Origin of the sequence: Streptomyces sp. NPDC048603, assembly GCF_043199475.1 — a bacterium.
Lineage (GTDB): Bacteria > Actinomycetota > Actinomycetes > Streptomycetales > Streptomycetaceae > Streptomyces.
Window position 1 is genome coordinate 573524 of sequence record NZ_JBICVY010000004.1, and the last position, 21452, is coordinate 594975.

23 protein-coding genes are annotated in these 21452 nt (G+C 73.6%); 7 read left to right on the forward strand and 16 right to left on the reverse strand.

Annotated features, from left to right (window positions below; all coding sequences use genetic code 11):
* Nucleotides 1–43: 43 nt before the first annotated feature.
* The gene (locus ACGFQ9_RS12525) at nt 44–619 is read right to left on the reverse strand and encodes an AmfC protein (protein ID WP_393573701.1); all 576 of its coding nucleotides are present in this window, start codon (nt 617–619) and stop codon (nt 44–46) included.
* Nucleotides 620–751: 132 nt separating this feature from the next.
* Here ACGFQ9_RS12525 and dtd point away from each other — a divergent pair, with 132 nt between their 5' ends.
* Nucleotides 752–1177 (forward strand): D-aminoacyl-tRNA deacylase, encoded by a 426-nt coding sequence (gene dtd / locus ACGFQ9_RS12530; RefSeq protein WP_393573702.1) that lies wholly within the window; start codon nt 752–754, stop codon nt 1175–1177.
* 37 nt (nt 1178–1214) lie between these two features.
* On the opposite strand, the gene ACGFQ9_RS12535 is transcribed toward dtd, so the two are convergent.
* The 13 genes from ACGFQ9_RS12535 to ACGFQ9_RS12595 form a co-directional block, all read right to left on the reverse strand.
* Nucleotides 1215–2180 carry a YgfZ/GcvT domain-containing protein gene (locus ACGFQ9_RS12535; protein WP_393573703.1) on the reverse strand — a complete coding sequence of 322 codons (966 nt, stop codon included), beginning with the start codon at nt 2178–2180 and terminating at the stop codon, nt 1215–1217.
* A gap of 20 nt (nt 2181–2200) precedes the next feature.
* Nucleotides 2201–2725, reverse strand: coding sequence for a Fur family transcriptional regulator (locus ACGFQ9_RS12540; RefSeq protein WP_393573704.1), 525 nt, complete (start codon nt 2723–2725; stop codon nt 2201–2203).
* A gap of 73 nt (nt 2726–2798) precedes the next feature.
* A complete protein-coding gene (locus ACGFQ9_RS12545) occupies nt 2799–3371 on the reverse strand; it encodes an FABP family protein (protein ID WP_393573705.1) in 573 nt (190 codons plus the stop codon).
* Nucleotides 3372–3637: 266 nt separating this feature from the next.
* The gene (locus ACGFQ9_RS12550) at nt 3638–4705 is read right to left on the reverse strand and encodes a hypothetical protein (protein WP_393573706.1); all 1068 of its coding nucleotides are present in this window, start codon (nt 4703–4705) and stop codon (nt 3638–3640) included.
* Nucleotides 4702–5448 (reverse strand): hypothetical protein, encoded by a 747-nt coding sequence (locus ACGFQ9_RS12555; RefSeq protein ID WP_393573707.1) that lies wholly within the window; start codon nt 5446–5448, stop codon nt 4702–4704. Before ACGFQ9_RS12555 ends, ACGFQ9_RS12550 begins: the two co-directional genes overlap by 4 nt.
* Nucleotides 5445–6266, reverse strand: a complete 822-nt coding sequence (locus tag ACGFQ9_RS12560) for a hypothetical protein (RefSeq protein ID WP_393573708.1) — start codon at nt 6264–6266, stop codon at nt 5445–5447. The genes ACGFQ9_RS12555 and ACGFQ9_RS12560 overlap by 4 nt, the downstream gene beginning before the upstream one ends.
* Before the next feature lie 90 nt (nt 6267–6356).
* Complete coding sequence (locus ACGFQ9_RS12565) at nt 6357–6632, reverse strand: DUF3099 domain-containing protein (RefSeq protein ID WP_393573709.1); 276 nt, start codon at nt 6630–6632, stop codon at nt 6357–6359.
* A 140-nt stretch (nt 6633–6772) separates the two neighbouring features.
* Nucleotides 6773–7063 carry a DUF1416 domain-containing protein gene (locus tag ACGFQ9_RS12570; protein WP_365113359.1) on the reverse strand — a complete coding sequence of 97 codons (291 nt, stop codon included), beginning with the start codon at nt 7061–7063 and terminating at the stop codon, nt 6773–6775.
* Between the two features lie 53 nt (nt 7064–7116).
* Nucleotides 7117–7962 carry a sulfurtransferase gene (locus ACGFQ9_RS12575; protein ID WP_393573710.1) on the reverse strand — a complete coding sequence of 282 codons (846 nt, stop codon included), beginning with the start codon at nt 7960–7962 and terminating at the stop codon, nt 7117–7119.
* Nucleotides 7963–8158: 196 nt separating this feature from the next.
* Complete coding sequence (locus ACGFQ9_RS12580; protein ID WP_389475332.1) at nt 8159–8242, reverse strand: putative leader peptide; 84 nt, start codon at nt 8240–8242, stop codon at nt 8159–8161.
* A gap of 374 nt (nt 8243–8616) precedes the next feature.
* Complete coding sequence (locus ACGFQ9_RS12585) at nt 8617–9318, reverse strand: DUF2993 domain-containing protein (RefSeq protein WP_393573777.1); 702 nt, start codon at nt 9316–9318, stop codon at nt 8617–8619.
* Between the two features lie 205 nt (nt 9319–9523).
* A complete protein-coding gene (locus ACGFQ9_RS12590) occupies nt 9524–11638 on the reverse strand; it encodes a hypothetical protein (RefSeq protein WP_393573711.1) in 2115 nt (704 codons plus the stop codon).
* Nucleotides 11639–11648: 10 nt separating this feature from the next.
* Nucleotides 11649–11903: a MoaD/ThiS family protein gene (locus tag ACGFQ9_RS12595; RefSeq protein WP_393573712.1), complete on the reverse strand. Its 255-nt coding sequence runs from the start codon at nt 11901–11903 to the stop codon at nt 11649–11651.
* Between the two features lie 475 nt (nt 11904–12378).
* Here ACGFQ9_RS12595 and ACGFQ9_RS12600 point away from each other — a divergent pair, with 475 nt between their 5' ends.
* A complete protein-coding gene (locus ACGFQ9_RS12600; RefSeq protein ID WP_393573713.1) occupies nt 12379–13185 on the forward strand; it encodes a winged-helix domain-containing protein in 807 nt (268 codons plus the stop codon).
* Nucleotides 13186–13208: 23 nt separating this feature from the next.
* On the forward strand, nt 13209–14231 hold the full coding sequence (locus tag ACGFQ9_RS12605; RefSeq protein ID WP_393573714.1) for a LacI family DNA-binding transcriptional regulator: 1023 nt from the start codon (nt 13209–13211) through the stop codon (nt 14229–14231).
* A gap of 473 nt (nt 14232–14704) precedes the next feature.
* On the opposite strand, the gene ACGFQ9_RS12610 is transcribed toward ACGFQ9_RS12605, so the two are convergent.
* Nucleotides 14705–15751: a helix-turn-helix transcriptional regulator gene (locus ACGFQ9_RS12610; RefSeq protein ID WP_393573715.1), complete on the reverse strand. Its 1047-nt coding sequence runs from the start codon at nt 15749–15751 to the stop codon at nt 14705–14707.
* A 93-nt stretch (nt 15752–15844) separates the two neighbouring features.
* Between ACGFQ9_RS12610 and ACGFQ9_RS12615 the strand changes: the two genes are divergently transcribed.
* From ACGFQ9_RS12615 to ACGFQ9_RS12630, 4 genes are all read left to right on the forward strand, one after another.
* Entirely contained in the window at nt 15845–16672 is an 828-nt protein-coding gene (locus ACGFQ9_RS12615) for an NAD(P)H-binding protein (RefSeq protein ID WP_393573716.1), read from the forward strand.
* Between the two features lie 90 nt (nt 16673–16762).
* On the forward strand, nt 16763–17956 hold the full coding sequence (locus ACGFQ9_RS12620; protein WP_393573717.1) for a S1C family serine protease: 1194 nt from the start codon (nt 16763–16765) through the stop codon (nt 17954–17956).
* A gap of 376 nt (nt 17957–18332) precedes the next feature.
* Nucleotides 18333–19064, forward strand: coding sequence for a response regulator transcription factor (locus ACGFQ9_RS12625; protein ID WP_393573718.1), 732 nt, complete (start codon nt 18333–18335; stop codon nt 19062–19064).
* Nucleotides 19061–20569: a sensor histidine kinase gene (locus ACGFQ9_RS12630; RefSeq protein WP_393573719.1), complete on the forward strand. Its 1509-nt coding sequence runs from the start codon at nt 19061–19063 to the stop codon at nt 20567–20569. Before ACGFQ9_RS12625 ends, ACGFQ9_RS12630 begins: the two co-directional genes overlap by 4 nt.
* Here the strand turns inward: ACGFQ9_RS12630 and ACGFQ9_RS12635 are convergent.
* Complete coding sequence (locus tag ACGFQ9_RS12635; RefSeq protein ID WP_393573720.1) at nt 20549–21424, reverse strand: phosphatidylinositol-specific phospholipase C; 876 nt, start codon at nt 21422–21424, stop codon at nt 20549–20551. The two genes, ACGFQ9_RS12630 and ACGFQ9_RS12635, sit on opposite strands and share 21 nt — an antisense overlap.
* Between the last annotated feature and the right edge of the window lie 28 nt (nt 21425–21452).

Consider the following 21452-nt stretch of genomic DNA (forward strand, 5'->3'; position numbering starts at 1 on the left):
GGCGCCGGCCGCCGGAGGCCTCGGGGCCGGCCGCCGGGGACGGTCACGTCAGCAGGTCGTCGACCTGCGCCTCACCCTCCCGGTAGCGCCGGGTGATCTCCGCACTGCAGTCGTCCGCCGTGCGCTGCAGCTGCTGCCGGCGCCGCGAGACCTGCTGCTCGTACCCGACCAGCCGGCCCATCGCGTCGTGCAGTTCGCCGTCGGTCCGCGCACCCAGGTCGGACAGCTCCACGTCGGCCAGCATCTCCGCCGCCAGCAGCCGGAACTCCTCGCTGTGCGGGGTGCCCAGGGTGACGTGGCGGGCGGAGGCACTGCGGCTGGAGGGGGCGTCGGCGAGGATCTCGGAGAGCCGGTCGACGACGACCACCGGGGCCTCCGGGTCGGTGCGCCGGGCCAGTTCGGCCCGGAGGATGTCGATGCGGCCCTGCAGGAGCCTGCGGATGTAGCTGAGGTCGGCCTCGTCCCGCTGGGAGTCCCGGCGCAGCGCGCGCAGCTCGGGCAGGCCCAGCCCGTGCACGCCGGGTCCCTGCGCGGGGGGCTGTGGGTCCGCGTTGCGCTGCGCGGGCGGGCGTACCGCCGACACGGAAGCCGCGGCTGCAGAGGTACCAGAAGTATTCATACGAACGTGTCCGTCCCCTCGACCGGTGCATGGCGCACCGCCTTCGTGCATCGTGCCACTGAGGGAGGTGCCGGTGCAGGCTCAGTCCACCCGATCGGCCCCGGACGGGTGCACGCCTGATACACAGGTGGTATGCGAGCAGTGGTGCAGAGGGTGGACGGCGCGAGCGTCGTGGTCGCCGGTGAGACCGTGGGCGAGATCGTCGGCGAGGGTTTGTGCGTGCTGGTCGGGGTGACCCACGAGGACACCCCGGAGAAGGCCGCTCAGCTGGCGCGGAAGCTGTGGTCGCTGCGGATCCTGGAGGGCGAGAAGTCCTGCAGTGACAACGGCGCGCCACTGCTGGTGATCTCCCAGTTCACGCTCTACGGGGACGCCCGCAAGGGCCGACGGCCCACCTGGAACGCGGCCGCGCCGGGCCCGGTGGCGGAGCCGCTGGTCGACGAGGTGGTCGCGCGGCTGCGCGAGCTGGGCGCGACCGTGGAGACGGGCAGGTTCGGCGCGGACATGCGGGTCTCGCTGACGAACCACGGCCCGTTCACGGTGCTCCTGGAGATCTGAGGCCGGAGATCCGAGGCCGGAGAGCTGAGGCGTGGCCCTACGGGGCCACGATCACCTCCTGCGCGGCGGCCGTGGTGCCGGCGAGCAGCTCGGCGTCCACCGGCACGTTCCGCTTGACCAGCGCGAGCGCGATCGGCCCGAGCTCGTGGTGCCGTGCCGAGGTGGTGACGAAGCCCAGCTGGCGGCCCTCGGGCCCGTCGGCGGCCAGCCGTACGGGCGTACCGTGCGCCGGCAGCAGCACCTCGGAGCCGTCCAGGTGCAGGAACACCAGACGGCGCGGCGGCTTCCCCAGGTTGTGGACGCGGGCGACCGTCTCCTGACCCCGGTAGCAGCCCTTCTGCAGGTGCACGGCGGTTCCGATCCAGCCGAGCTCGTGCGGGATGGTCCGGTGGTCGGTCTCCAGGCCGAGCCGCGGCCGGTGCGCCTCCACGCGCAGTGCCTCGTAGGCGAGGAGTCCGGCGGCGGGACCGTGCGCGGCGGCGAACTCCTCCAGCCGCTCGCGCGGCAGGAAGACGTCCCGGCCGGCCGGGGTCTCCCGGACGACGAGCTCCTTGTCGACCTCGGCGATGGACCCGGCCGGCAGGTGCACCACGGCGAAGTCGGCGGTGCGGTCGGCGACGTCCACCCGGTAGAAGAACTTCATCGACTCCAGGTAGGCGATCAGCTCCTCCTGGGTGCCGGGCTCCACGTGCGCCCAGACCGTCTCCCCGTCGTCGACGAGGTAGAGGGCGTGCTCGATGTGCCCGTTCGCGGAGAGGATCAGCGCCTCGGTGGCCTGCCCGGGCGGCAGTTCGGTGACGTGCTGGGTGAGCAGCAGGTGCAGCCAGCTCAGCCGTTCCGGTCCGGTGACGGCGATGACACCGCGGTGCGAGAGGTCGACGAAGCCGCGGCCGTCGGCGAGGGCACGCTGCTCGCCGTACAGCTCGCCGTAGTGGGCGGCGACTCCTTCGTCACGGCCTTCGGCCGCCACGGCGCCGGGCAGATCAAGCAAAGGGCTGGTCATAGGGCAAGCCTACGACTGGTCTACGGAGCAGGTTCCTCGCGGTGCCCGGCGGAGTCCTCGCGGTGCGCGGCGGAGTCCTCGCGGTGCGCGGCGGAGTCCTCGCGGTGCGCGGCGGAGTCCTCGCGGTGCGCGGCGGCGTCCTTCCGGCAGCGGCCGAAGATCGCGAAGTGCTTCATGTCGGTCTCGAAGCCGAAGGTGGTGCGGAGCTTGGCGATGAACTCGTCGGCGACGTGCTGGTCGGCCTCGATGACGTCACCGCAGTCGCGGCACACCAGGTGGATGTGGTGGTGCCGGTCGGCGAGGTGGTAGGTCGGCGCACCGTGGCCCAGATGGGCGTGCGAGACCAGCTTGAGCTCCTCCAGGAGCTCCAGCGTCCGGTAGACGGTGGAGATGTTGACGCCGGAGGCGGTCTTGCGCACCTCAGCGAGGATCTCGTCCGGGGTGGCGTGCTCCAGCGTGTCGACGGCTTCCAGCACAAGCTGGCGCTGAGGGGTCAGCCGGTAGCCGCGCTGCCGCAGGTCACTCTTCCAGTCGGTGCTCGCCACCCGCCCAGTGTAAGGGCGGGGCGGGGATCGCGGAGGGCCCGCGATCCCCTTGGCCGGTCCCGGTCGCCGGGGATCAGCGGAAGAAGGCGATGCCGTCGTCCGGCATGTCCGGAAGGTTGCGCGCCATCTCCGCGACCTCCTCGGGGGTGACGACCTTCTTCAGCTGCGCGGACATGTAGGGGCGGAGCTCGACCTCGGGCGTGGCCTTCTCGCCGACCCACATGAGGTCGCTCTTCACGTAGCCGTAGAGGCGCTTGCCGCCGCTGTACGGGCCGGAGGCGGCGGTACGGGCGACCGCGTCGGTGATGATGTCGATCTGCGGCTTGCCCTCGGCGAGCTCGCCGTACCAGACCTCGACGACACCGGCGTCGCGGACCATGACGATCTCGATCTTGCGGTCCTTGTCGATGCGCCAGTAGCCGGACTCCGACTCCAGCGGGCGGACCTTGTTGCCCTCGGTGTCGAGCACCCAGGTGTGCGAGGTGAACTCCAGGAAGTCCCGGCCGTCGTGGCTGAAGACGACTTCCTGGCCGAAGTTGCACTTCTCCTCACCGGGGAAGTCGAAGACGCCCGCGCCCTCCCAGGTACCGAGGAGGAAGGCGAGGGGGACGAGGCCCGGGTTCAGGTCGGACGGGATCTGGATCATGGGTGGCTGCTCAGCTCAGGCGATCTGTGGGAGGGATGGGTGGACCGAGGGGTCAGCGCTGGCCCTGGTAGAGCTTCGCGACGGCCAGCACGGTGAAGGCGAGGACGCCGACGCAGACCAGGACCAGCAGGGAGGTGAAGACTGCCTCAAGCACGGGGTGCTCCTCGATGAGGGGTTCGGTTCGGGTGGCGCGGTGGGCCGGTCCACAAGCCTACTGGCCCGGGGACCGGCCCACTCTGTGAGGTAGGCCGTACGCCGTGTGGCGGTCAGCCCAGCAGCTGGTTCTGGAGGATCACCGTCTGGTGGAACGGGACGGCGGCGGGCTCGGCACCCTTGCGGGTCTGGAGGAGCACGGCCTGGATGTCGCCGGACTGGATGCAGCCGGCCCGCATGGCCTCCTCGCCGTACGGCTGCTTCTCCTGGAACACCTTGAGCGTCGTACGGCCGTCCCCGGCCGCCACCGCGTACCCCTTCCGCTTGCCCTCCCCGGCCTTGGTGACCGTCCACTGCTCGTCGCCGAGGAGGAGCGGCTTGCCGTCCGGGACGAGACCGTAGGTGGTGCAGCCGCGGAAGGTGTCCACGAACGAGGAGGACTGGAAGCGCAGCAGGTAGACGCGGGTACGGGTGCCGTCGGGCATGGTCCAGCCGCGGCCGGCGATCTGCCGCAGCCCCTCGTCCCGGAAGCCCTGCTTCAGCAGTTCGCGGTGGTCGGCGGCGTACTCGCGGAGGAAGGCGTCCTGGGAGACGGTGCCGTCCTTCTCCGTCTTCAGCGCCGGGTCGGGCGCCGATCCCGCGGGGGCGGGCAGCAGCAGCTGCTGGAGGGCCGCGTAGTGGATGCCGTCCAGGTTGTCCTTGGCGAACGGCAGCGGTGCGCCCTTCGGGAGCTCGGGACGGCGGATCTCCGGGTACGTCCAGCGGCCGTCGGCCTCGGTGCGCAGGCCGGGGAGGTCGGTCCGCTCGCGTTCGGTGATCCCGTACGCGACGGCGGTGCCGACGGCGGCGAACACGAGCACGGCCGCGGCCCAGCGGAGGCCTGCGGCGAGCAGACGGCGGCGGGGCCGCGGGCCGGCCGTGTACGGGCCTGCCGGCCCGGCGGCAGACGCGGGCTCGGACGCCGATGCGGGCTCGGGCTCGGGCGCGGGCACGGGCGCGGGCGCGGCCGCGGGCTCGGGAGTCGACTCGGCGGCGGAATCGGGCACGGGCGCAGCCGACGGCCCGACCGCCAGGTCGGCGACCGGTGCAACCGACGGCGCGGGGGCCTCGCCGGGGGCCGGCTCGGGCGTCGGCCCGGCGGCCGCGGGGTCGGCGGGTGGTGGCGTGGTCGGCTCGGTCACGCGGACTCCCCTGGGGACTTCAGGTGGTTCAGCTGGTCCTTGAAGAGCGGGACGGACCGCGCGGGATGCCAGTAGGTGCCCCCGAAGGCCCGGAGGTAGACCAGGTGCTCGCTCTCGACGGCCACGCACTCCACGACGTCGATCTTCGTGTCGTTCTCCGACGGCAGGCTGCTCACGGCGCACTTGGCCTCCGGCCAGCCCTCGACCGTCGGCGCCGTGCGGCCCTTCTCGCCGGTGGCTTCCAGCCGCTCCCTGACGATCTCGGCGAGCCGGGCGAGGGCCTTCGGGTCGGCCTGGGTGACATGGGTCTCGACGACCGATCCCAGCCCCTGCCCGTCGGTGTAGGTGCGGCTGGCGACGCCCTTGAGCTTGAGCTCGGCCAGCTGCCGGTCGCGTTCCTCCCGGCGGGTGGTGGACAGCCCCTTCCGCTTCTCCTTGAGCTGTTCGACCGCCTGGTCCCCCGTCTGGAAGAAGTCGTTGCCCTTGCCGTCGAGGTCGGGCCCGGGACGCCAGGCGGCGGTGAACGGGAGCAGCTTGGCGGCCAGCGGGTGCGGCGGCACCGCGTCCGGCGGTTCGGGCGTGTCGGAGCCCACCGCTTCGGGGCTGTCCGCCGGCGTCCAGTAGCGGGTGGGGCTCGTACGGTCGGCGTCGGCGACCGCGTCGGCCGCGACGACGCCCGTGCACACGAGCACGGCGACCGCGGCGGCGCCGCCGGAGAGCCGCACGATGGTCTTGTTGTTCACAGCCGCTCCAGCTGTCGACGGGCCAGGTCGATGACGGTGGTCCGGGAGGGCTTGCCGTCCCGGACGTAGGAGGAGAGGTCGAGGACGACGTCTCCGCGCCGGACGACCGCCCGCGCCTCACCGCCGGACTCGTAGACCCACACCCGGCCGATCTCGCCGGGGATCCCCGGCAGCTCCACGCCCTCGTTGCCGGCGTAGGTGTCGTCGGACATGTAGCCGGACTGCTCGCGCCGGAAGTCCTCGGCGCCCTCCCGGTCGGAGAACTGGAGCAGCCGGACCTCAACGGCCTTGTCGCCGCCGCTCCAGGTGCTCGTCGCGATCCGGCGGAGGCCGCCTTCCGTCAGCTCCCCGACCATGTGGGCCGGGTCCGCGAAGACGTCGGACGCGTACATGTCGACGGATTCCCAGCCGGACCACTTGTCCCCGGCGTCGGCCGGGGCCGGCAGGAGGGCCGCCTTCAGGTCGTCGCTGCCGATGCGCCCCCGGTTGGCGTTGATCGTTCCGGCGGTGGTCGAGTCCTCGGCCGCGGCCGGCTTCGGGGTGGCGAGGGTCTGCTGGGCCAGCGGGGGCAGCGGGGTCGGCTCGCGGTCGATCTGGACGGCGTACCCGGTGACCGTGCCCGCCACGACGCCGAGGACGGCTGCCGCCGCGATCAGGGCGGCCGTACGCGCGACCCGGCGGCGGGGCCGCGCCGGAGCCGCCTCGGCAGCCTGGGCCTCGGCAGCCCGAGCCTCGGCGTCGGCGTCGGCCTCGGCGGCGGCCTCCGGAATATCCGGTTCCGGCGGGTGTTCGAGGTCGACCGGGTGCTGCTGTTCCAAAGAATCCCCCCTGGGGCGGTGAGCCACGGGTGTCCTCACCCGTGCACACCCATGACCTCTGCCGGGGGGAGGCGGTTGTATCCGCCCGGGTCACGGTTCGGCATCCCCGCGGCGCCGCGGTTTCCCGTCCAGCTCGTCCCACCACTCGTCGGACTGCGGATCGCCCGAGGGGTCGTCCCACCAGCGGTCGTCCGGCCCGCGCCGGTTCGCGACGACCGCCGCGACCGGCGGGATGACCATCGCCACCACGCACAGGGCCACGGCCGCCTCCACCGACCACAGCCGCACGAAGGCCCAGGCGGAGACGAAGAGGAAGAGGCATCCGCCCATGAGCAGGAAGTACACGCGTCGGCGTCGGGCGTACATGTGTCCAGCGTAGAGCGGCAGGGAGGGGCAGGGGCTCAGAAGACGGCGCGAAGGGCCGCACCCCGGTCCAGTGGCGTCCAACCCCCTGGGGTGCGGCCCTCCGGCCGTTCTGTGTGCCGTCCGTCAGACGGCGCCGCCGGTCAGACGGCGATCGCGACGTCCGTCACGCCGCCGGCCTCGGCGACGACCACGGCGCGGTCCGCCTGGCCGCCCGGGACCAGCGCCCGGAGGGTCCAGCTGCCCGTCGCGGCGTAGAAGCGGAACTGGCCGGTGGCCGAGGTCGGGACCTCAGCGGTGAACTCACCGGTCGAGTCCAGCAGTCGGACGTAGCCGGTCACCGGCTCGCCGTTCTTGGTGACCTGGCCCTGGATGGCCGTCTCGCCCGGCTTGAGCGTCGAGAGGTCGGGTCCGCCGATCTGAGCTCCACACATGTTCTCTGTCCTGTCCTGGAGAGGTATTACGTCGGGTCGCGCTTGCCCGGTGATTACTTGTTGGCGCCGAGCTCGATCGGCACGCCGACGAGGGAGCCGTACTCGGTCCACGAGCCGTCGTAGTTCTTGACGTTCTCCTGGCCCAGCAGCTCGTGCAGCACGAACCAGGTCAGCGCGGAGCGCTCACCGATGCGGCAGTAGGCGATGGTGTCCTTCGAGAGGTCGACCTGCTCCTGCTCGTAGAGGGCGGTGAGCTCCTCGTCCGACTTGAAGGTGCCGTCGTCGTTGGCGTTCTTCGACCACGGGATGTTGCGGGCGCTCGGCACGTGGCCGGGGCGCTGCGACTGCTCCTGCGGGAGGTGGGCCGGGGCGAGCAGCTTGCCGCTGAACTCGTCGGGGGAACGGACGTCGACCAGGTTCTGGGCACCGATCGCGGCCACGACGTCGTCGCGGAAGGCGCGGATGGAGGTGTCCTGGGCCTGGGCCTTGTACTCGGTGGCCGCGCGCTGCGGGACGTCCGCGCCGTCGACCAGGTCGCGGGAGTCCAGCTCCCACTTCTTGCGGCCGCCGTCGAGGAGCTTGACGTCCTGGTGGCCGTAGAGCTTGAAGTACCAGTACGCGTAGGAGGCGAACCAGTTGTTGTTGCCGCCGTAGAGGACGACGGTGTCGTCGTTGGAGATGCCCTTGGCGGAGAGGAGCTTCTCGAAGCCCTCCTGGTCCACGAAGTCGCGGCGCACCGGGTCCTGGAGGTCCTGCTTCCAGTCGATCCGGACGGCGTTGCGGATGTGGTTCTTGTCGTAGGCGGACGTGTCCTCGTCCACCTCCACGATGACGACCTTCGGGTCGTCCAGGTGGGCCTCGACCCAGTCGGCGTCGACGAGGACGTCGCTGCGGCTCATGGTGTTCTCCTCCGGGGCAGTGTTCGGCGGGGCTGTGCAGTGTCCTGCGGGTACTGCGGGTGCTGCGTGTGGTGCGTGGCTCCGGGTGCGCTCGGGTGCTCCTGCGCGGGGAGGCGTAGGGAGGGGAGGCGGCGGCGGGCACGCGGGAAAGGGGCCGTCGTACGGCGTCGGGAGCGACGGTGTGCGTCGCGCTCGGTCAGCGACAGAGCATGGCGGCGACGCGACACAGGTCTACTGCCCGCCGCTTCGTGAGGTCCGCCTGCATTCGCTTCATGGGCATGGATCGTAGGGACGAACCGCCCGCACTGTCACCGGCGTGTCATATGTCGAGACAGGATTGTCCGCATGTCGGGATCGGAAGCGGGTCGCGGCAGGCGGGGGCGGGGTCCGGAGCGGGTCGCGGGGGCCGGGCTTCTACGGATCGGACCGGGGCGTCTCACTATGCGGCCACGATCGCCTGCGGCGGCCGAAACCGACCCCTCCCGCAGCCCTACCCGTCCCGGGCGGGCGCGACTCCGCCGAGGCGCGGGCGCGCCTCCGCCGAAGGTCTGGGCGCGGCTCCGCGAAAGGTGTGGGCGGCGCCTCCACCGAGGTGTGGGCAGGTGGCGACGCGGCACGCCTGCCCACACTGCGGCGCGGCCGCGCAGACGCAGGTCAGGAGGAGGTGAGGGAGACCCGGGAGCCGGTCAGGGTGAGGGCCAGGCCGTCCTTGTCCGAGGTCAGGGACGAGAGGGTCAGGCCGGCCGGGAGCCCCTCCAGCTCACGGTCGAAGTCGGTCTTCTCCCGGATCATCTCCTCGATCCCGGGAATCCCCTCCCCCGGCACCTCATCGGCACGCACCCGGACCGTGTCCCCGTCGACCAGGGTGATGGTGGAGATCACGCTACGCGTGATCGTCCGGCCCAGCAGGCTCACCCCCGCGGTCACCTTCACCTTGCCCGGCGACCCGCCGTAGGCGACCGTGGCCCCGCTCTTCGACGCCTTGGTCAGGTCCTCGTACGTCACGCGCGCCGTGCCGTCGGCACGGTTCGCGGTGCCGCCGGAGTAGTCGCCGGACAGCTTCACGTCGTGGAAGCGGGTGTCGAGCTGCGAGATGCGCATCCGGTGGCCGTCGGAGGTGGTGGTCTGCACGCCCTTGAGGCGGACCTCGACCCGGTCCAGCCGGTGGCTCATCGCCTGGGTCAGGAACGGGAAGCCGTCGATCTCCACCTCGGTGCCGTCGGCCCCGCCGTGGCCGGAGGAGCGGATCTTCTCGGCGATCCGGTCCTCCGCGTACCCCACGGCCAGCCGGTCGGCCGCCACGAACAGGCCGCCGAGCACCAGCCCGGCGATCACCAGGGCGCGCGCGACCCGCAGGCCACGCCCCGGCTTCCCCGCCCCGCTGCCGCCGACGCTTCCGACACCGCCGTCGGCACCGAACCCGTGGCCGGTCCCGGGTATCGGTCCCGGGGCAGCGCCCGTACCCGATCCCGACGCCGATCCCGAGCCCGATCCCGGAGCCTTTCCTGCCGGTGTCGCCGTGTCCATCCGTTCCCCCTCGTGATCATTTACGTACGGGTGGCTAGTTGACCACGCGCCCCATCAGGTACACCGCAGGGGCGGCAGCGGCCAGCGGCAGGGCAACCCCCGCAGTCATGTGGACGAACTTCGAGGGGTAGTCGTATGCAGCCACCCGCAAACCGATCAGCGCGCACACCCCGGCGGCCAGACCGACCAGGGCGCCGCCGGCACCGATCGAGGTCAGACCACCCACGGCCAGGCCCGCACCGGCCGCGGCGGCCAGCGAGACCCCGACCGACGGGGCGGGCGGCAGCGGCAGGGCGCGGGTGAACACGGTCACCGCGACCGCCGCCGCGCCGGTGGTCACCGCGGCGGAGTCCGCCGCCAGGAAGCCGGCGCAGACGATCGCCAGGGCGGCGGAGGCCACCGAAGCCATCAGGCCGTACATCCGCTCGTCCGGGTCGGCGTGGCTGCGCAGCTGAAGCACCAGCGTGAGCAGCACCCAGGCGCCCAGGGTGCCGATGACGGCACCGGGGCCGTGGGACCCGTCCACGGCGAGCACCGCGATGTCGGCGGCGACCGCGCCGGCGAAGGCGAGGGCGATGCCCTGCCGGGCGGGCCACATGCCGTTGAGCCGGAACCAGCCCGCGGCCGTGAGGCCCTGCAGCAGCACCAGCGGCACCACCAGCGCCAGGTCCCCGATCACGGCGGCGGCTGCGAGCAACACCCCGAGCACGGCGGTGAGCAGCGCGGACTGCGGTCCGGGGTCGATGATCGGCGACCGGCCCTCGGCACGCGCCTGGCTCGGGTCCCGGGTGGGGCGCGTGGTGCCGGCGAGGGTGGGCGTGGAGTAGGCCTCGGCGGCGGCCGGCTCGGCGACCGGATCGGCGGCGTGCCCGGCAACGGCCGCGGCGCCCGCTCCGGCTGCCATGCCGATTCCGCCCGTGCCAGTGCCGGCAGTGCTCGCGGCCGCTGCCGCTGCCGCTGCGCCCGGCTCGGCGACCGGATCGGGGGTGTCGTACGTCGGGTAGGGCGGCAGGTACGCCGTCTGGGCGGCTGCCTCGGCACCCATGGCCGCGCCCGCACCCGTGCCCTGGTCCGCGCCCGTGGCGGTGCCGGTGCCCGGGTACGGCGGGAGGTACGCCGTCTCCGCGGCGTCGCGGGCCGTGTGCCCGGTCTCCTGCAGGGGCCCGCCCTGCGGCTCTCCCCCTGGGCCTTGCGGCCCGGGAGGTGCCCCCAGGTACGGCGGCAGGTACGCGGTCTCCGCCGCGGCCGGGGTCGCGGCCTGCGGCGGCACGGCTGCGGGGTCGGCCTGCACCGGAGGCAGGTACGCGGTCTGGGCCGCGGCGGGATCGGCGGCCTGGGCGGCGGGCGCCGGATCCCGGAACCAGCCCTCCGGGGCCACGGGGGCCGCGGACTGCTGCGCCGGATCGGCCTGCTCCTCCCGGTAGGGCGGCAGGTAGGCGGTCTCCGCGGCGGCCGCACCCTGCGTCCCGCCCGGCACCGCGTAGGGGTCCTCGTAGGGCGCTCCGTACGGCGCCTGGCCCGGGGCGGGCGCCGTCCCCGCGCCCTGGTACGGGTCGGCGTACGCGGCCGGGTCGCCGCCGGGAGCCTGGGACTGCTGCGGCACCTGGGCCGGTGCGTCACCTGGCGCCGGGTCCCGGAACCAGCTCTCGGGGGCCACGGACTGCTGCGGGGCCTGCTGTGGCGGGGTCTCGCCCGGTCCGGCGGCCTGCGACCGGTACGGCTGGGCGGACCACGGGTCGGGCTGCGGTACCGGCCCGCCGACGGGCTGACCGGCGGGCTGACCGCCCGCCGGCTCGTCCCGGAACCAGCTGTCCGGGGCCGCCAGCGGCTGTGCCTGCTCGGGGGCCGGGGCCTGGCCCTGGCCGGGCAGGGCGCCCAGCGCCGGCTGGTACATGGTGTCCCAGGTCTGGCTCTGCCAGGTCTGGGTGGCGTACGGGTCCTGCGGCAGCGGGTGCTGTTCCTGCGGGTACTGCTGACCCTGCGGGTAGGGCTGCTCCTGCGGGTACTGCTGCTCCTGCGGCGGCTGGTGCCCCGGCTCCTGCGGCTGCTGCGGGTGCTGAGGGTGCCCCGGCTGCTGCGGGTGCTGAGGGTGCCCCGGCTGCTGCGGGTGGCCGTACTGCTCGGGGTGCTGCTGATCGGGACTGCTCATGGCGGGCCGGTCACCCGCCCGCGAACGGCGGGAGGACCTCGACGGTGCCGCCCTCGGTCAGCAGGACCTCGTCATGGCCGCGCTTGCCCACCTGGTGCCCGTCCACCAGGAACGAGCAGCGCCGCAGCACCTGGGACAGCTCCCCTGGGTGCGCGGCGCGCACGGCGTCGAGCGCCTCGGCCAGTGTCCGTGCCGCGTACGGCTCCTCCGCCGTCCCGGCCGCGGCCTTCGCCGCCGCCCAGTAGCGGATGGTTCCCGCTGCCACTGCGACTCCTCTCGTCGGCCCCGTGCCGTCGGCTCCATGATGACGCCTCGCGCCGTCGGCCAGGCTGTGCCTCCACGCGCCCCCCGTGCGCCGACGCGCTCCGGCACTCCCGGGCGGGGGGCCGCCGAACCGGTGAAACCGGTCGCGAGCAGCGCCGGAAGCCCCCGGCGGGGCCCCTCGGGGTGGTGCGGACCACAGAACTGGTGGCCCCAACGCCCTCGGCCGGAGAAGGCCCGGCGGGCTATTCTGGGCAGGAAGAGGATCCGGGCAACGTAGCCCCCCGGGTCCTTTTGTGCTTTCTGCACGTTGAACACAGTGCGAACAGTGGAATCCATGCGGGCCTCAGGGCGCGGGGACCGCAGCCGTACAGAGCAAGAGCAAGAGCACGTCCTCGACGGGACCGAGGAGGAACCGACGTGATGGGCCAGCCATTCCTGCACGAACGTGCGATCACCCGGGCGAGGGGGTCGGCGCGATGAGCTCCCTTCTGCTGCTGACGAACGCACTGCAGCCGTCCACCGAGGTGCTGCCCGCCCTCGGCCTGCTGCTGCACAGCGTCCGGGTGGCGCCCGCCGAGGGGCCGGCCCTGGTCGACACCCCGGGCGCCGACGTGATCCTCATCGACGGCCGGCGTGACCTGCCGCAGGTCCGCTCCCTCTGCCAGCTCCTCCGCTCCACCGGCCCCGGGTGCCCGCTGATCCTGGTCGTGACCGAGGGCGGCCTGGCGGCCGTCACCGCCGACTGGGGCATCGACGACGTGCTCCTCGACACCGCGGGCCCCGCCGAGGTGGAGGCGCGGCTGCGGCTGGCCACGGGCCGGCAGCAGCTCGGCTCGGACGACTCCCCGATGGAGATCCGCAACGGCGACCTGTCGGTCGACGAGGCCACGTACTCGGCGAAGCTGAAGGGCCGGGTGCTGGACCTGACCTTCAAGGAGTTCGAGCTGCTGAAGTACCTCGCGCAGCACCCCGGCCGGGTGTTCACGCGGGCCCAGCTGCTGCAGGAGGTCTGGGGCTACGACTACTTCGGCGGCACCCGGACGGTGGACGTCCACGTACGGCGGCTGCGCGCGAAGCTCGGCCCCGAGCACGAGTCCCTGATCGGCACCGTGCGGAACGTCGGCTACCGTTTCGTCTCGTCGCCCGAGAAGGTCGAACGCGCGGCCGAGGAAGCGCGGAAGTCCGCCTCGGCGAAGGCTTCGAGCGCCGTCCCCCGGATGGCGGACGACGATCTGGACGCCCCGGTGGGGGTCCAGTCCGCAGGACGGCCTGCCCAGAGGTAGGTCACCCCGCGTAGACTTCGCGCGTGGCCAAGGTGACGCGGGATGACGTAGCACGACTGGCGGGTACTTCGACCGCCGTCGTTTCGTACGTCATCAACAACGGACCCAGGCCGGTCGCCCCGGCCACGCGCGAGCGTGTCCTCGCTGCGATCAAGGAACTGGGGTACCGGCCGGACCGGGTAGCCCAGGCGATGGCCTCGCGGCGCACCGACCTCATAGGCATGATCGTCCCGGACGCCCGGCAGCCCTTCTTCGCGGAGATGGCGCACGCGGTCGAGCAGGCCGCCGCCGAGCGCGGAAAGATGGTGCTGGTCGGCAACTCCGACTACCGGACCGAGCGCGAGGTCCACTACCTGCGGGCCTTCCTCGGGATGAGGGTCTCCGGCCTGATCCTGGTCAGCCAGGGCATGAGCGAGCAGGCCGCCAGCGAGATCGAGGCGTGGGACGCGCGGGTCGTGCTGCTGCACGAGCGCCCCGAGGCGATCGACGACGTCGCGGTCGTCACCGACGACATCGGGGGCGCCCAGCTCGCCACGCGCCACCTGCTGGAACACGGGCACGAGTACGTGGCCTGCATAGGCGGCATCGAGAACACTCCCTCGGTCGGCGACCCGGTCGCCGACCACGTCGAGGGCTGGCGGCGGGCCATGGTGGAGTCCGGGCGGTCGGTCGAGGGCCGGCTGATCGAGGCCCCGTACAACCGGTACGACGCCTACCGGGTCGCCCTGGAGGTGCTGGCCCGGCCCGACCGCCCGACGGCGATCTTCTGCGCCACGGACGACCAGGCGATCGGCGTGCTGCGGGCCGCGCGCGAGCTGCGGATCGACGTGCCGGGCGAACTCGCGGTGGCCGGCTTCGACGACGTGAAGGAGGCGGCGCTCACCGATCCGCCGCTGACCACGATCGCCTCGGACCGGCCGGCGATGGCCCGGGCGGCGGTGGACCTGGTGCTGGACGACGCCCTCCGGGTGGCCGGCTCCCGCCGCGAGCGCCTGAAGCAGTTCCCTTCGGCCCTGGTCATCCGCCGCAGCTGCGGCTGCGCATAGCCCCTGCGGGCTCCGCGTTGCCCCTGCGGGCTCCGCCCTCGGGGCCCGCAACGGGCAAGTCCGCCCAGACGTGGGCACACGCTCCGCCCCCGGTGCGGGCAGGCGCTCGGCGCCCGGTGTGGGCAGGCGCTCCGCCCCCGGTGCGGGCACACGCTCGGCCCCCGGTGTGGGCAGGCGCTCCGCCCCCGGTGCGGGCAGGCGTTCCGCAGGGCGGAACGGGTGGGCACACCGGAACGCCCAGCTCAGCGGCCGTACCCCCGCCCCGCCGAAGCCCCGCTCCCTGCCCGGCCCAGCCCGAGCACCGCTCCCCTGCTCAGCCGAGCGCACGCTGCCCCGCTTTGCCCCGGCGGACCCATCGGACCCGGCGGACCGGTCGGCCGGGGGCCGGGGGCTCCGGCTGGGGGTGTCCGGGACGGCATGATTTACGGCGCGCTGAGCCGGGTCCGGCTGCCGAGCGGGGGGCGCGCCACAAATCACGCTTGAGTGTCCCGGACACCCCCAGCCTCCACCCCCGTCCCCCTCCGCTCGTGCTCCGCCTCGGACCGTCCGGGGTCCGGTTCGGAAGGCCCGTACAGACGGGTCAGCTCTGACGCGAGGCGGGCCAGGTGGGCACGGGCCGACTGTGGAGCCAGGACTTCGACCCGGGAGCCCAGGCCGGCGAGCTGCGCGGCCACCACCTCCGGCGACGGGCCGTCCAGCTCGGCGGACAGGCCTTCCGGGCCGGTCCCCAGGACCCGCAGGCGGTTGCCGAAGAGGCGCCGCAGCAGGCCCTCCGCGTCAGGGTCCGCGCGTATGCGGATCGTGGCCGCGGCCAGCCGCTCCTCCATCCGGCCCGCCAGCTCCCGCCAGGCCGCGGTGAGGTCGAAGCCGTCGGGGCGGTCCACCGGTTCCCCGGTCGGCTCCGCCGAGGCGACCCGGTCCAGCCGGTACATGCGCAGGTCCGGACCGTTGGAGTCCTTCGCCACCAGGTAGCGGGCGCCCGCCTTGGTGACCAGGCCCAGCGGGTGCACCGTACGGACCCGGACCGGCCGGCCGGGGCTCGCGTAACCGAGCCGGACCCGCACGCCGTCCACCACCGCACGCTCCAGCGCCTCCGCCGCGGCCGGAGCGGGTCCGGCCGCCGGGACCGCGTCGGCTCCCGACCAGTCCGTGCTGTCGCCCGCCCGGGCCCGGGACGCCGCCTCCGCGCCCGACCGCAGCGGCGCCGGCAGCGCCCGGACCAGCTTGCGCAATGCCGTACGCAGCTCGGGCGAGTCCGACCAGGGGCCGGTGACCAGGAACAACGCCCGGATCTCGGGTTCGGTCAGGCCGGTCAGGTCGGTGCGGGCGCCCCCGACGAGGGCCCAGCCGCCGCCCCGCCCCCGGGTCGCGTAGACCGGCACGCCCGCCGCGGCCAGGGCCTCCAGGTCGCGGCGGGCGGTCCGCTCGGAGACCTCCAGCTCCGCCGCCACCTCGGCCACCGTCACGCGTCCGCGCGTCTGCAGGAACAACAGGGCCGCCATCAGCCGATCCGCTCGCATGCGAACGATCCTCCCGGAAAAGTGGCCAGAAGATGGCCAGTTCACCGTCGAGTGTTGATCACGTCAGACCGACCGAGTCGAACGGAGACAGTCATGATCGTGATCACCGGTGCCACCGGGAACGTCGGACGCCCGCTGGTCGAGGCGCTCGCCGCCGGCGGCGAGGAGGTGGTCGGCGTGTCCCGGCACGCCGCCGACGACGTACGCCACCGGGCCGCCGACCTCGCCTCGCCCGACAGCCTGCGGCCGGTGCTGCAGGGCGCCGACGCCCTCTACCTGCTGATCGCCGGCGGCGGTGAGGGACTCGACCCGCAGGCCCTCCTCGACACCGCCGGGGCCGCCGGCGTACGGCACGTCGTCCTGCAGTCCTCCCAGGTCACCGGCACCCGGCCGGGCGCGCCCTCGCACGCCCATCTGCGGGCCTTCGAGGCCGCCGTACGGGGGTCCGGGCTCGACTGGACCGTGCTGCGCCCCGGAGGCTTCGCGTCCAACGCCCACGCGTGGGCGGAGCCGGTACGGACGGGGCGTACGGTCGCCGCACCGTTCGGCGACACCGGCCTCCCGGTCGTCGACCCGCAGGACATCGCCGAGGTCGCGGCCGCCGTACTGCGCGACCGGGCACGCCATGCCGGCCGTACGTACGAACTCACCGGCCCGGAAACGATCACCCCGCGGGAGCAGGCCCGGGCCATCGGCGCGGCGATCGGCGAGGAGGTGCGCTTCACCGAGCTGAGCCGGGAGCAGGCCCGGGAGCACCTGCTGGCGTTCATGCCGGCGCCGGTGGCCGACGGCACGCTCGACGTCCTGGGCGAGCCCTCGGCGGCGGAACGGCGGGTGAGCGCCGACGTCGAGCGGGTGCTGGGGCGTCCGGCCCGGCCGTTCGCCCTGTGGGCGGCACACAACGCGGCCGCGTTCCGCTGAGCAGCGCACTCATACGGGGCCACAACCTTCTGTCGGGCTTCTCAGCCCGCACTCAGGAACCTCTCATGAACGGCGGACAGAGTCGTCACCATGACCGAGAGCCACCGCCGCGAAGGCGAGTATCCGCAGGAGAACAGCCCGTCCCAGGCCGCGCCGTTCGGCGGCAGGTACTTCGCCGACGCGGCGGAGGCACAGGCCGGGGCGTACCCGCCCCCGCCCGCCCACGATCCGTACCAGCCGCCGCCGGCCGCGCCCGGCTGGTACGAGGCGCACCGGCCTCCGGCCGCTCCCTTCCCTCCGGTCATCCCGGGCGAGACCGTCCCGGCCGCCCCGCACACCGCGGCTCCCGCCCAGGCGGGCCACGCCGCCCGCGCCAAGCGGCCGGTCGCGCTGCTCGTCGCGGTCGCGCTGGCCGCGGCGGTGGTGGGCGGCGGCACCGCCACCGCCGTACAGCACCTGCTGGGCGGCTCGCCCGGCTCGGGCGGGGTCTTCTCCGGCAGCCCGATCGCCCAGTCCTCGGTGGGCACGGTCGCGGGGGTCGCGGAGGCGGTCAGCCCGTCGGTCGTACGGATCGACACCCGCAGCGGCGGCGGGCAGGGCACCGGCTCCGGCGTGGTGATCACGGAGGACGGCGAGATCGTCACCAACAACCACGTGATCAGCGGCGCGAGCGAGATCCAGGTCACGATGAGCGACGGGAAGAAGTACCCGGCGAAGATCGTCGGCACCGACCCCGACAAGGACCTCGCGCTGATCAAGCTGCAGGGCGCCAAGGGGCTCCGGCCGGCGAAGCTCGGCAACTCGGACGGCCTGAAGGTCGGCGAGCAGGTCGTCGCGATCGGCTCCCCGGACCGGCTCACCGGCACCGTGACCAGCGGGATCGTCTCGGCGCTCAACCGCGAGGTGAACGTGCCGAAGTCGGAGACCCCGCAGCAGCGGCAGCGGCCGCGGGGCGATGACGGCTGGCCGTTCTCCTTCGACGGTCAGCAGTTCAACGGCGACACGGGGGCGAACACGACCTCGTACAAGGCGATCCAGACGGACGCGTCCCTCAACCCCGGCAACTCGGGCGGCGCGCTGGTCAACATGAACGGGGAGATCGTGGGCATGCCGTCGGCGATCTACTCGCCGGCGAGCGACAGCTCCAAGGCCGGCAGCGTGGGCCTCGGCTTCGCCATCCCGGTCAACACGATCAAGGCCGACCTCGCATCCCTCCGCAAGGGCACCAACGAAACCTCCGACAACTCGGATTCCGACACCGACGCCTTCGGCACCACCTTCTGAACCCCGCCCCGGTGTGGGCAGGCCTTCCGCCCCGGTGTGGGCAGGCGCTCCGCCCGCGGTGTGGGCAGGCGTTCCGCAGGGCGGAACGGGTGGGCACACCGGAACACCCCGCTCAGCGGCCACACCCCCGCCCCACCGGAGCCCGCTCCCACGGGCGGGGCCCTGCCGAGGAGCGCTGCTCCGCCGTAGCCCCGCAGGGTGCCCGGAGCCCAGCTCCGCTCAGCGCCCCGGGCAGGGCCGGGGCGAAGCCCCGCCGAGGGGGGCGGCCGCACCCGACCGGCCGAGCCACGCCGCAGCTCATGGCACGCTGGATGGCGGCGGCACCGACCGGCCGCAGCCGCACGAAGACCGATCCGCACCCCAGGGGGGCCCAGTCATGACCGCCGCAGGCGACCGCGTCCTCATCGTCGACGACGAGCCCGCCGTCCGCGAGGCCCTCCGCCGCAGCCTCGCCTTCGAGGGCTACGGCACCGAGACCGCCGTCGACGGCCTCGACGCCCTCGACAAGGTCGCCGCGTACGAGCCGGGCCTGATCGTGCTCGACATCCAGATGCCCCGCATGGACGGCCTGACCGCGGCCCGCCGCCTGCGCGCGGCCGGCTCCCTCACCCCGATCCTGATGCTCACCGCCCGCGACACCGTCGGCGACCGCGTCACCGGCCTCGACGCCGGTGCCGACGACTACCTGGTCAAGCCCTTCGAGCTGGACGAGCTGTTCGCCCGGGTCCGCGCCCTGCTGCGCCGCAGCGCCTACGCCGCCGCGATCGCCGGACCGGACCGCGCCCCCGAGGACGTACTCACCTTCGGCGACCTCCGGATGGACCTGACCACCCGCGAGGTCACCCGGGCCGGCCGCCCGGTGGAGCTGACCCGCACCGAGTTCACCCTGCTGGAGATGTTCCTCGCGCACCCGCGCCAGGTCCTCACCCGCGAGCAGATCCTCAAGACCGTCTGGGGCTTCGACTTCGAGCCCAGTTCCAACTCCCTCGACGTGTACGTGATGTACCTGCGCCGGAAGACCGAGGCCGCCGGGGAGCCCCGCCTGGTGCACACCGTGCGCGGCGTCGGCTACGTCCTGCGCGCGGGCGAGAACGGCGGGCCCGAGTGACCTCGGCTCACCCGTCGGCGAGCCCCTCGGCGAGCCCGTCGGCGAGGCAGTCGGCAAGGCAGTCGGCGAGCCCCGTCGCCCGGTTCCGCGCCCTTCCGCTCCGCTCCCGGCTCGCCCTGCTGGTGGCCGTGGCCGTGGCCGCAGCCGTCGCAGCGGTGGCCGCCGTCTGCTGGTTCATGGTCCGGGCCCAGCTGCGCGACCAGCTCGACACCTCACTCCAGGAGACCAACCCCAACTCCCAGGTGGTCCGCGCGCTGCGCGACGGCTGCGCCACCCCGCGGGCGCAGCCCCGGCCTCAGCCCAACCAGCAGCTCGCCGGGAGCCTGAACGCGACGGTGCAGATCGTCACCGCCGACGGCGACCACTGCTGGGTGGCCGGCCTGACCACCCTCCCGGTCAGCACCGCCGACCGGGTGGTCGCGGCCGGCGGGGCGGCCGTCCTGCACGACGCGACGACGAGTGACGGCACCGCGATGCGCGTGTACACGATCCCGTCGGGCACCAATCCGCACTTCGCGATCTCCATCGCCAAGCCGCTGGCCGACATAGACCGGCCGCTCTCCACCCTGGCCTGGGTGCTGCTGCTGGTCGGCGGGATCGGCGTGGTCGGGGCGGGGGCGGCCGGCCTGGTCGTCGCGCGGGCCGGGCTGGCCCCGGTGGACCGGCTGGCCGAGGCCGTCGAGCACATCGCCCGGACCGAGGACCTGACCGTCCGCATCCCCGACGAGGGCGAGGACGAGATCGCCCGGCTGTCGCGCTCCTTCAACTCGATGACCGCCGCCCTCGCCTCGTCCAGGGACCGGCAGGCGCAGCTCATCGCGGACGCCGGGCACGAGCTGCGCACCCCGCTGACCTCGCTCCGGACGAACATCGAGCTGCTGGTGCGGAGCGAGCGGACCGGCCGGGCCATTCCGGCCGAGGACCGCAGGGAGCTGCTGGATTCGGTCAAGGCACAGATGACCGAGCTGGCCTCGCTGATCGGTGATCTGCAGGAGCTGTCCCGGCCGGACGCGGCCATGCCCGGCCCGCTGCAGGTGGTGCCGCTGCACGAGATCGCCGGGACGGCGCTGTCCCGGGCCCGGCTGCGCGGCCCGGAGCTGTCCTTCGGCTCCGACATCCGGCCCTGGTACGTACGCGGCGAGGCGGCGGCGCTGGAGCGGGCCGTGATGAACGTGCTGGACAACGCGGTGAAGTTCAGCCCGTCGGGCGGCTCCGTCGAGGTGGCGCTGCGGGCCGGCGAGCTGACCGTACGGGACCACGGGCCGGGCGTGCCCGCCGAAGAACTTCCGCACGTGTTCGACCGGTTCTGGCGGTCGCCGTCGGCCCGCGCGCTGCCCGGCAGCGGCCTGGGCCTGTCGATCGTCGCCCGTACGGTGCAGCGGGCGGGCGGTACGGCGGAACTGCGGGCCCCGGCCGACGGCGGCCCGGGCACGGAGGCCGTGCTCCGGGTGCCGGGCGCGCCGACGCCGCCGCCGGGGACCCCGTCAGTTGTGGGCGATCAGTGACTCGATGAAGCCGCCGCGGGTGTTGGGGAAGTCCATGGGAACGACCCCGAGGCCCGTACGGCCGGCCATCTCGGCGCCCGTGACGAAGGAGTGGATCTGCGGGTTGAGGCGGTCGGCGTTCCACCGCGGGGGCATGTAGGCGGCCGTGGAGACGTGGTTGACGAACAGCTTGCCCGGCTGGGAAACGGCCTTGCGGAAGTGGTCCTCGATCTTGCCGCGCTTGGCGAAGGGCTCCGCGTTCCAGTCGTCCTGGATGTCGAAGTGGGTGGTGTCGCCGTAGCGGATGCCGGGCAGGCCGCCGTTGTCGGCGAGCAGGACCACCCTGCCGCGGGCCTGCCCGAGGGCCGGCAGCACGGAGTCGATGCGGAACAGCGGGCGCCAGCCGCGGTTGTCCAGGTAGTCGTCGAAGACCGCGCGGAAGGTGGCGTCGCTCTCGCCCGAGTACTCCTGCTTGACCCGCATGAGGACGGTCTCGGAGGGGTGTGCGGCGAGGAAGTTCCGGCAGGCGACGAGCACGTCGCCGAACATGAGGTTCTGGTAGAAGGACGCGTGGTGGATCGCGAAGGATCCGCCGGTGACCCGGCAGCGCACGTCCAGGAAGCGGATCCCGGCGTCCAGCTGCTGCGCGACCGTGATGTTCTGGCAGGCGACGTAGAGCCCGCCGTAGCGGGCGCCGGAGTCGTGCGTACCGGGAATGGTCATCCGCTGGAGGGCGGTGGAGTCGGCCAGCCCGGCCATCCAGTCCTGGGTGCCGAGGGTCCTCGCTGCGGTGGGGGCGGCCGCCGCGACCCCGAGCCCCGCGGCGGCTCCCGCCGCCGTCGCGCCGACCAGAAACGTGCGCCTGTCCAGTGCCATGCCCCTGCCCGCCCCTTCGCCGGCTGCC

Bases quoted from the DNA above. Each gene is read 5' to 3' on its own strand.
- ACGFQ9_RS12525 (WP_393573701.1), bottom strand. From the start codon at position 619: ATGAATACTTCTGGTACCTCTGCAGCCGCGGCTTCCGTGTCGGCGGTA.
- dtd (WP_393573702.1), top strand. From the start codon at position 752: ATGCGAGCAGTGGTGCAGAGGGTGGACGGCGCGAGCGTCGTGGTCGCC.
- ACGFQ9_RS12535 (WP_393573703.1), bottom strand. From the start codon at position 2,180: ATGACCAGCCCTTTGCTTGATCTGCCCGGCGCCGTGGCGGCCGAAGGC.
- ACGFQ9_RS12545 (WP_393573705.1), bottom strand. From the start codon at position 3,371: ATGATCCAGATCCCGTCCGACCTGAACCCGGGCCTCGTCCCCCTCGCC.
- ACGFQ9_RS12565 (WP_393573709.1), bottom strand. From the start codon at position 6,632: ATGTACGCCCGACGCCGACGCGTGTACTTCCTGCTCATGGGCGGATGC.
- ACGFQ9_RS12570 (WP_365113359.1), bottom strand. From the start codon at position 7,063: ATGTGTGGAGCTCAGATCGGCGGACCCGACCTCTCGACGCTCAAGCCG.
- ACGFQ9_RS12575 (WP_393573710.1), bottom strand. From the start codon at position 7,962: ATGAGCCGCAGCGACGTCCTCGTCGACGCCGACTGGGTCGAGGCCCAC.
- ACGFQ9_RS12580 (WP_389475332.1), bottom strand. From the start codon at position 8,242: ATGCCCATGAAGCGAATGCAGGCGGACCTCACGAAGCGGCGGGCAGTA.
- ACGFQ9_RS12590 (WP_393573711.1), bottom strand. From the start codon at position 11,638: ATGAGCAGTCCCGATCAGCAGCACCCCGAGCAGTACGGCCACCCGCAG.
- ACGFQ9_RS12600 (WP_393573713.1), top strand. From the start codon at position 12,379: ATGAGCTCCCTTCTGCTGCTGACGAACGCACTGCAGCCGTCCACCGAG.
- ACGFQ9_RS12610 (WP_393573715.1), bottom strand. From the start codon at position 15,751: ATGCGAGCGGATCGGCTGATGGCGGCCCTGTTGTTCCTGCAGACGCGC.
- ACGFQ9_RS12615 (WP_393573716.1), top strand. From the start codon at position 15,845: ATGATCGTGATCACCGGTGCCACCGGGAACGTCGGACGCCCGCTGGTC.
- ACGFQ9_RS12620 (WP_393573717.1), top strand. From the start codon at position 16,763: ATGACCGAGAGCCACCGCCGCGAAGGCGAGTATCCGCAGGAGAACAGC.
- ACGFQ9_RS12625 (WP_393573718.1), top strand. From the start codon at position 18,333: ATGACCGCCGCAGGCGACCGCGTCCTCATCGTCGACGACGAGCCCGCC.
- ACGFQ9_RS12635 (WP_393573720.1), bottom strand. From the start codon at position 21,424: ATGGCACTGGACAGGCGCACGTTTCTGGTCGGCGCGACGGCGGCGGGA.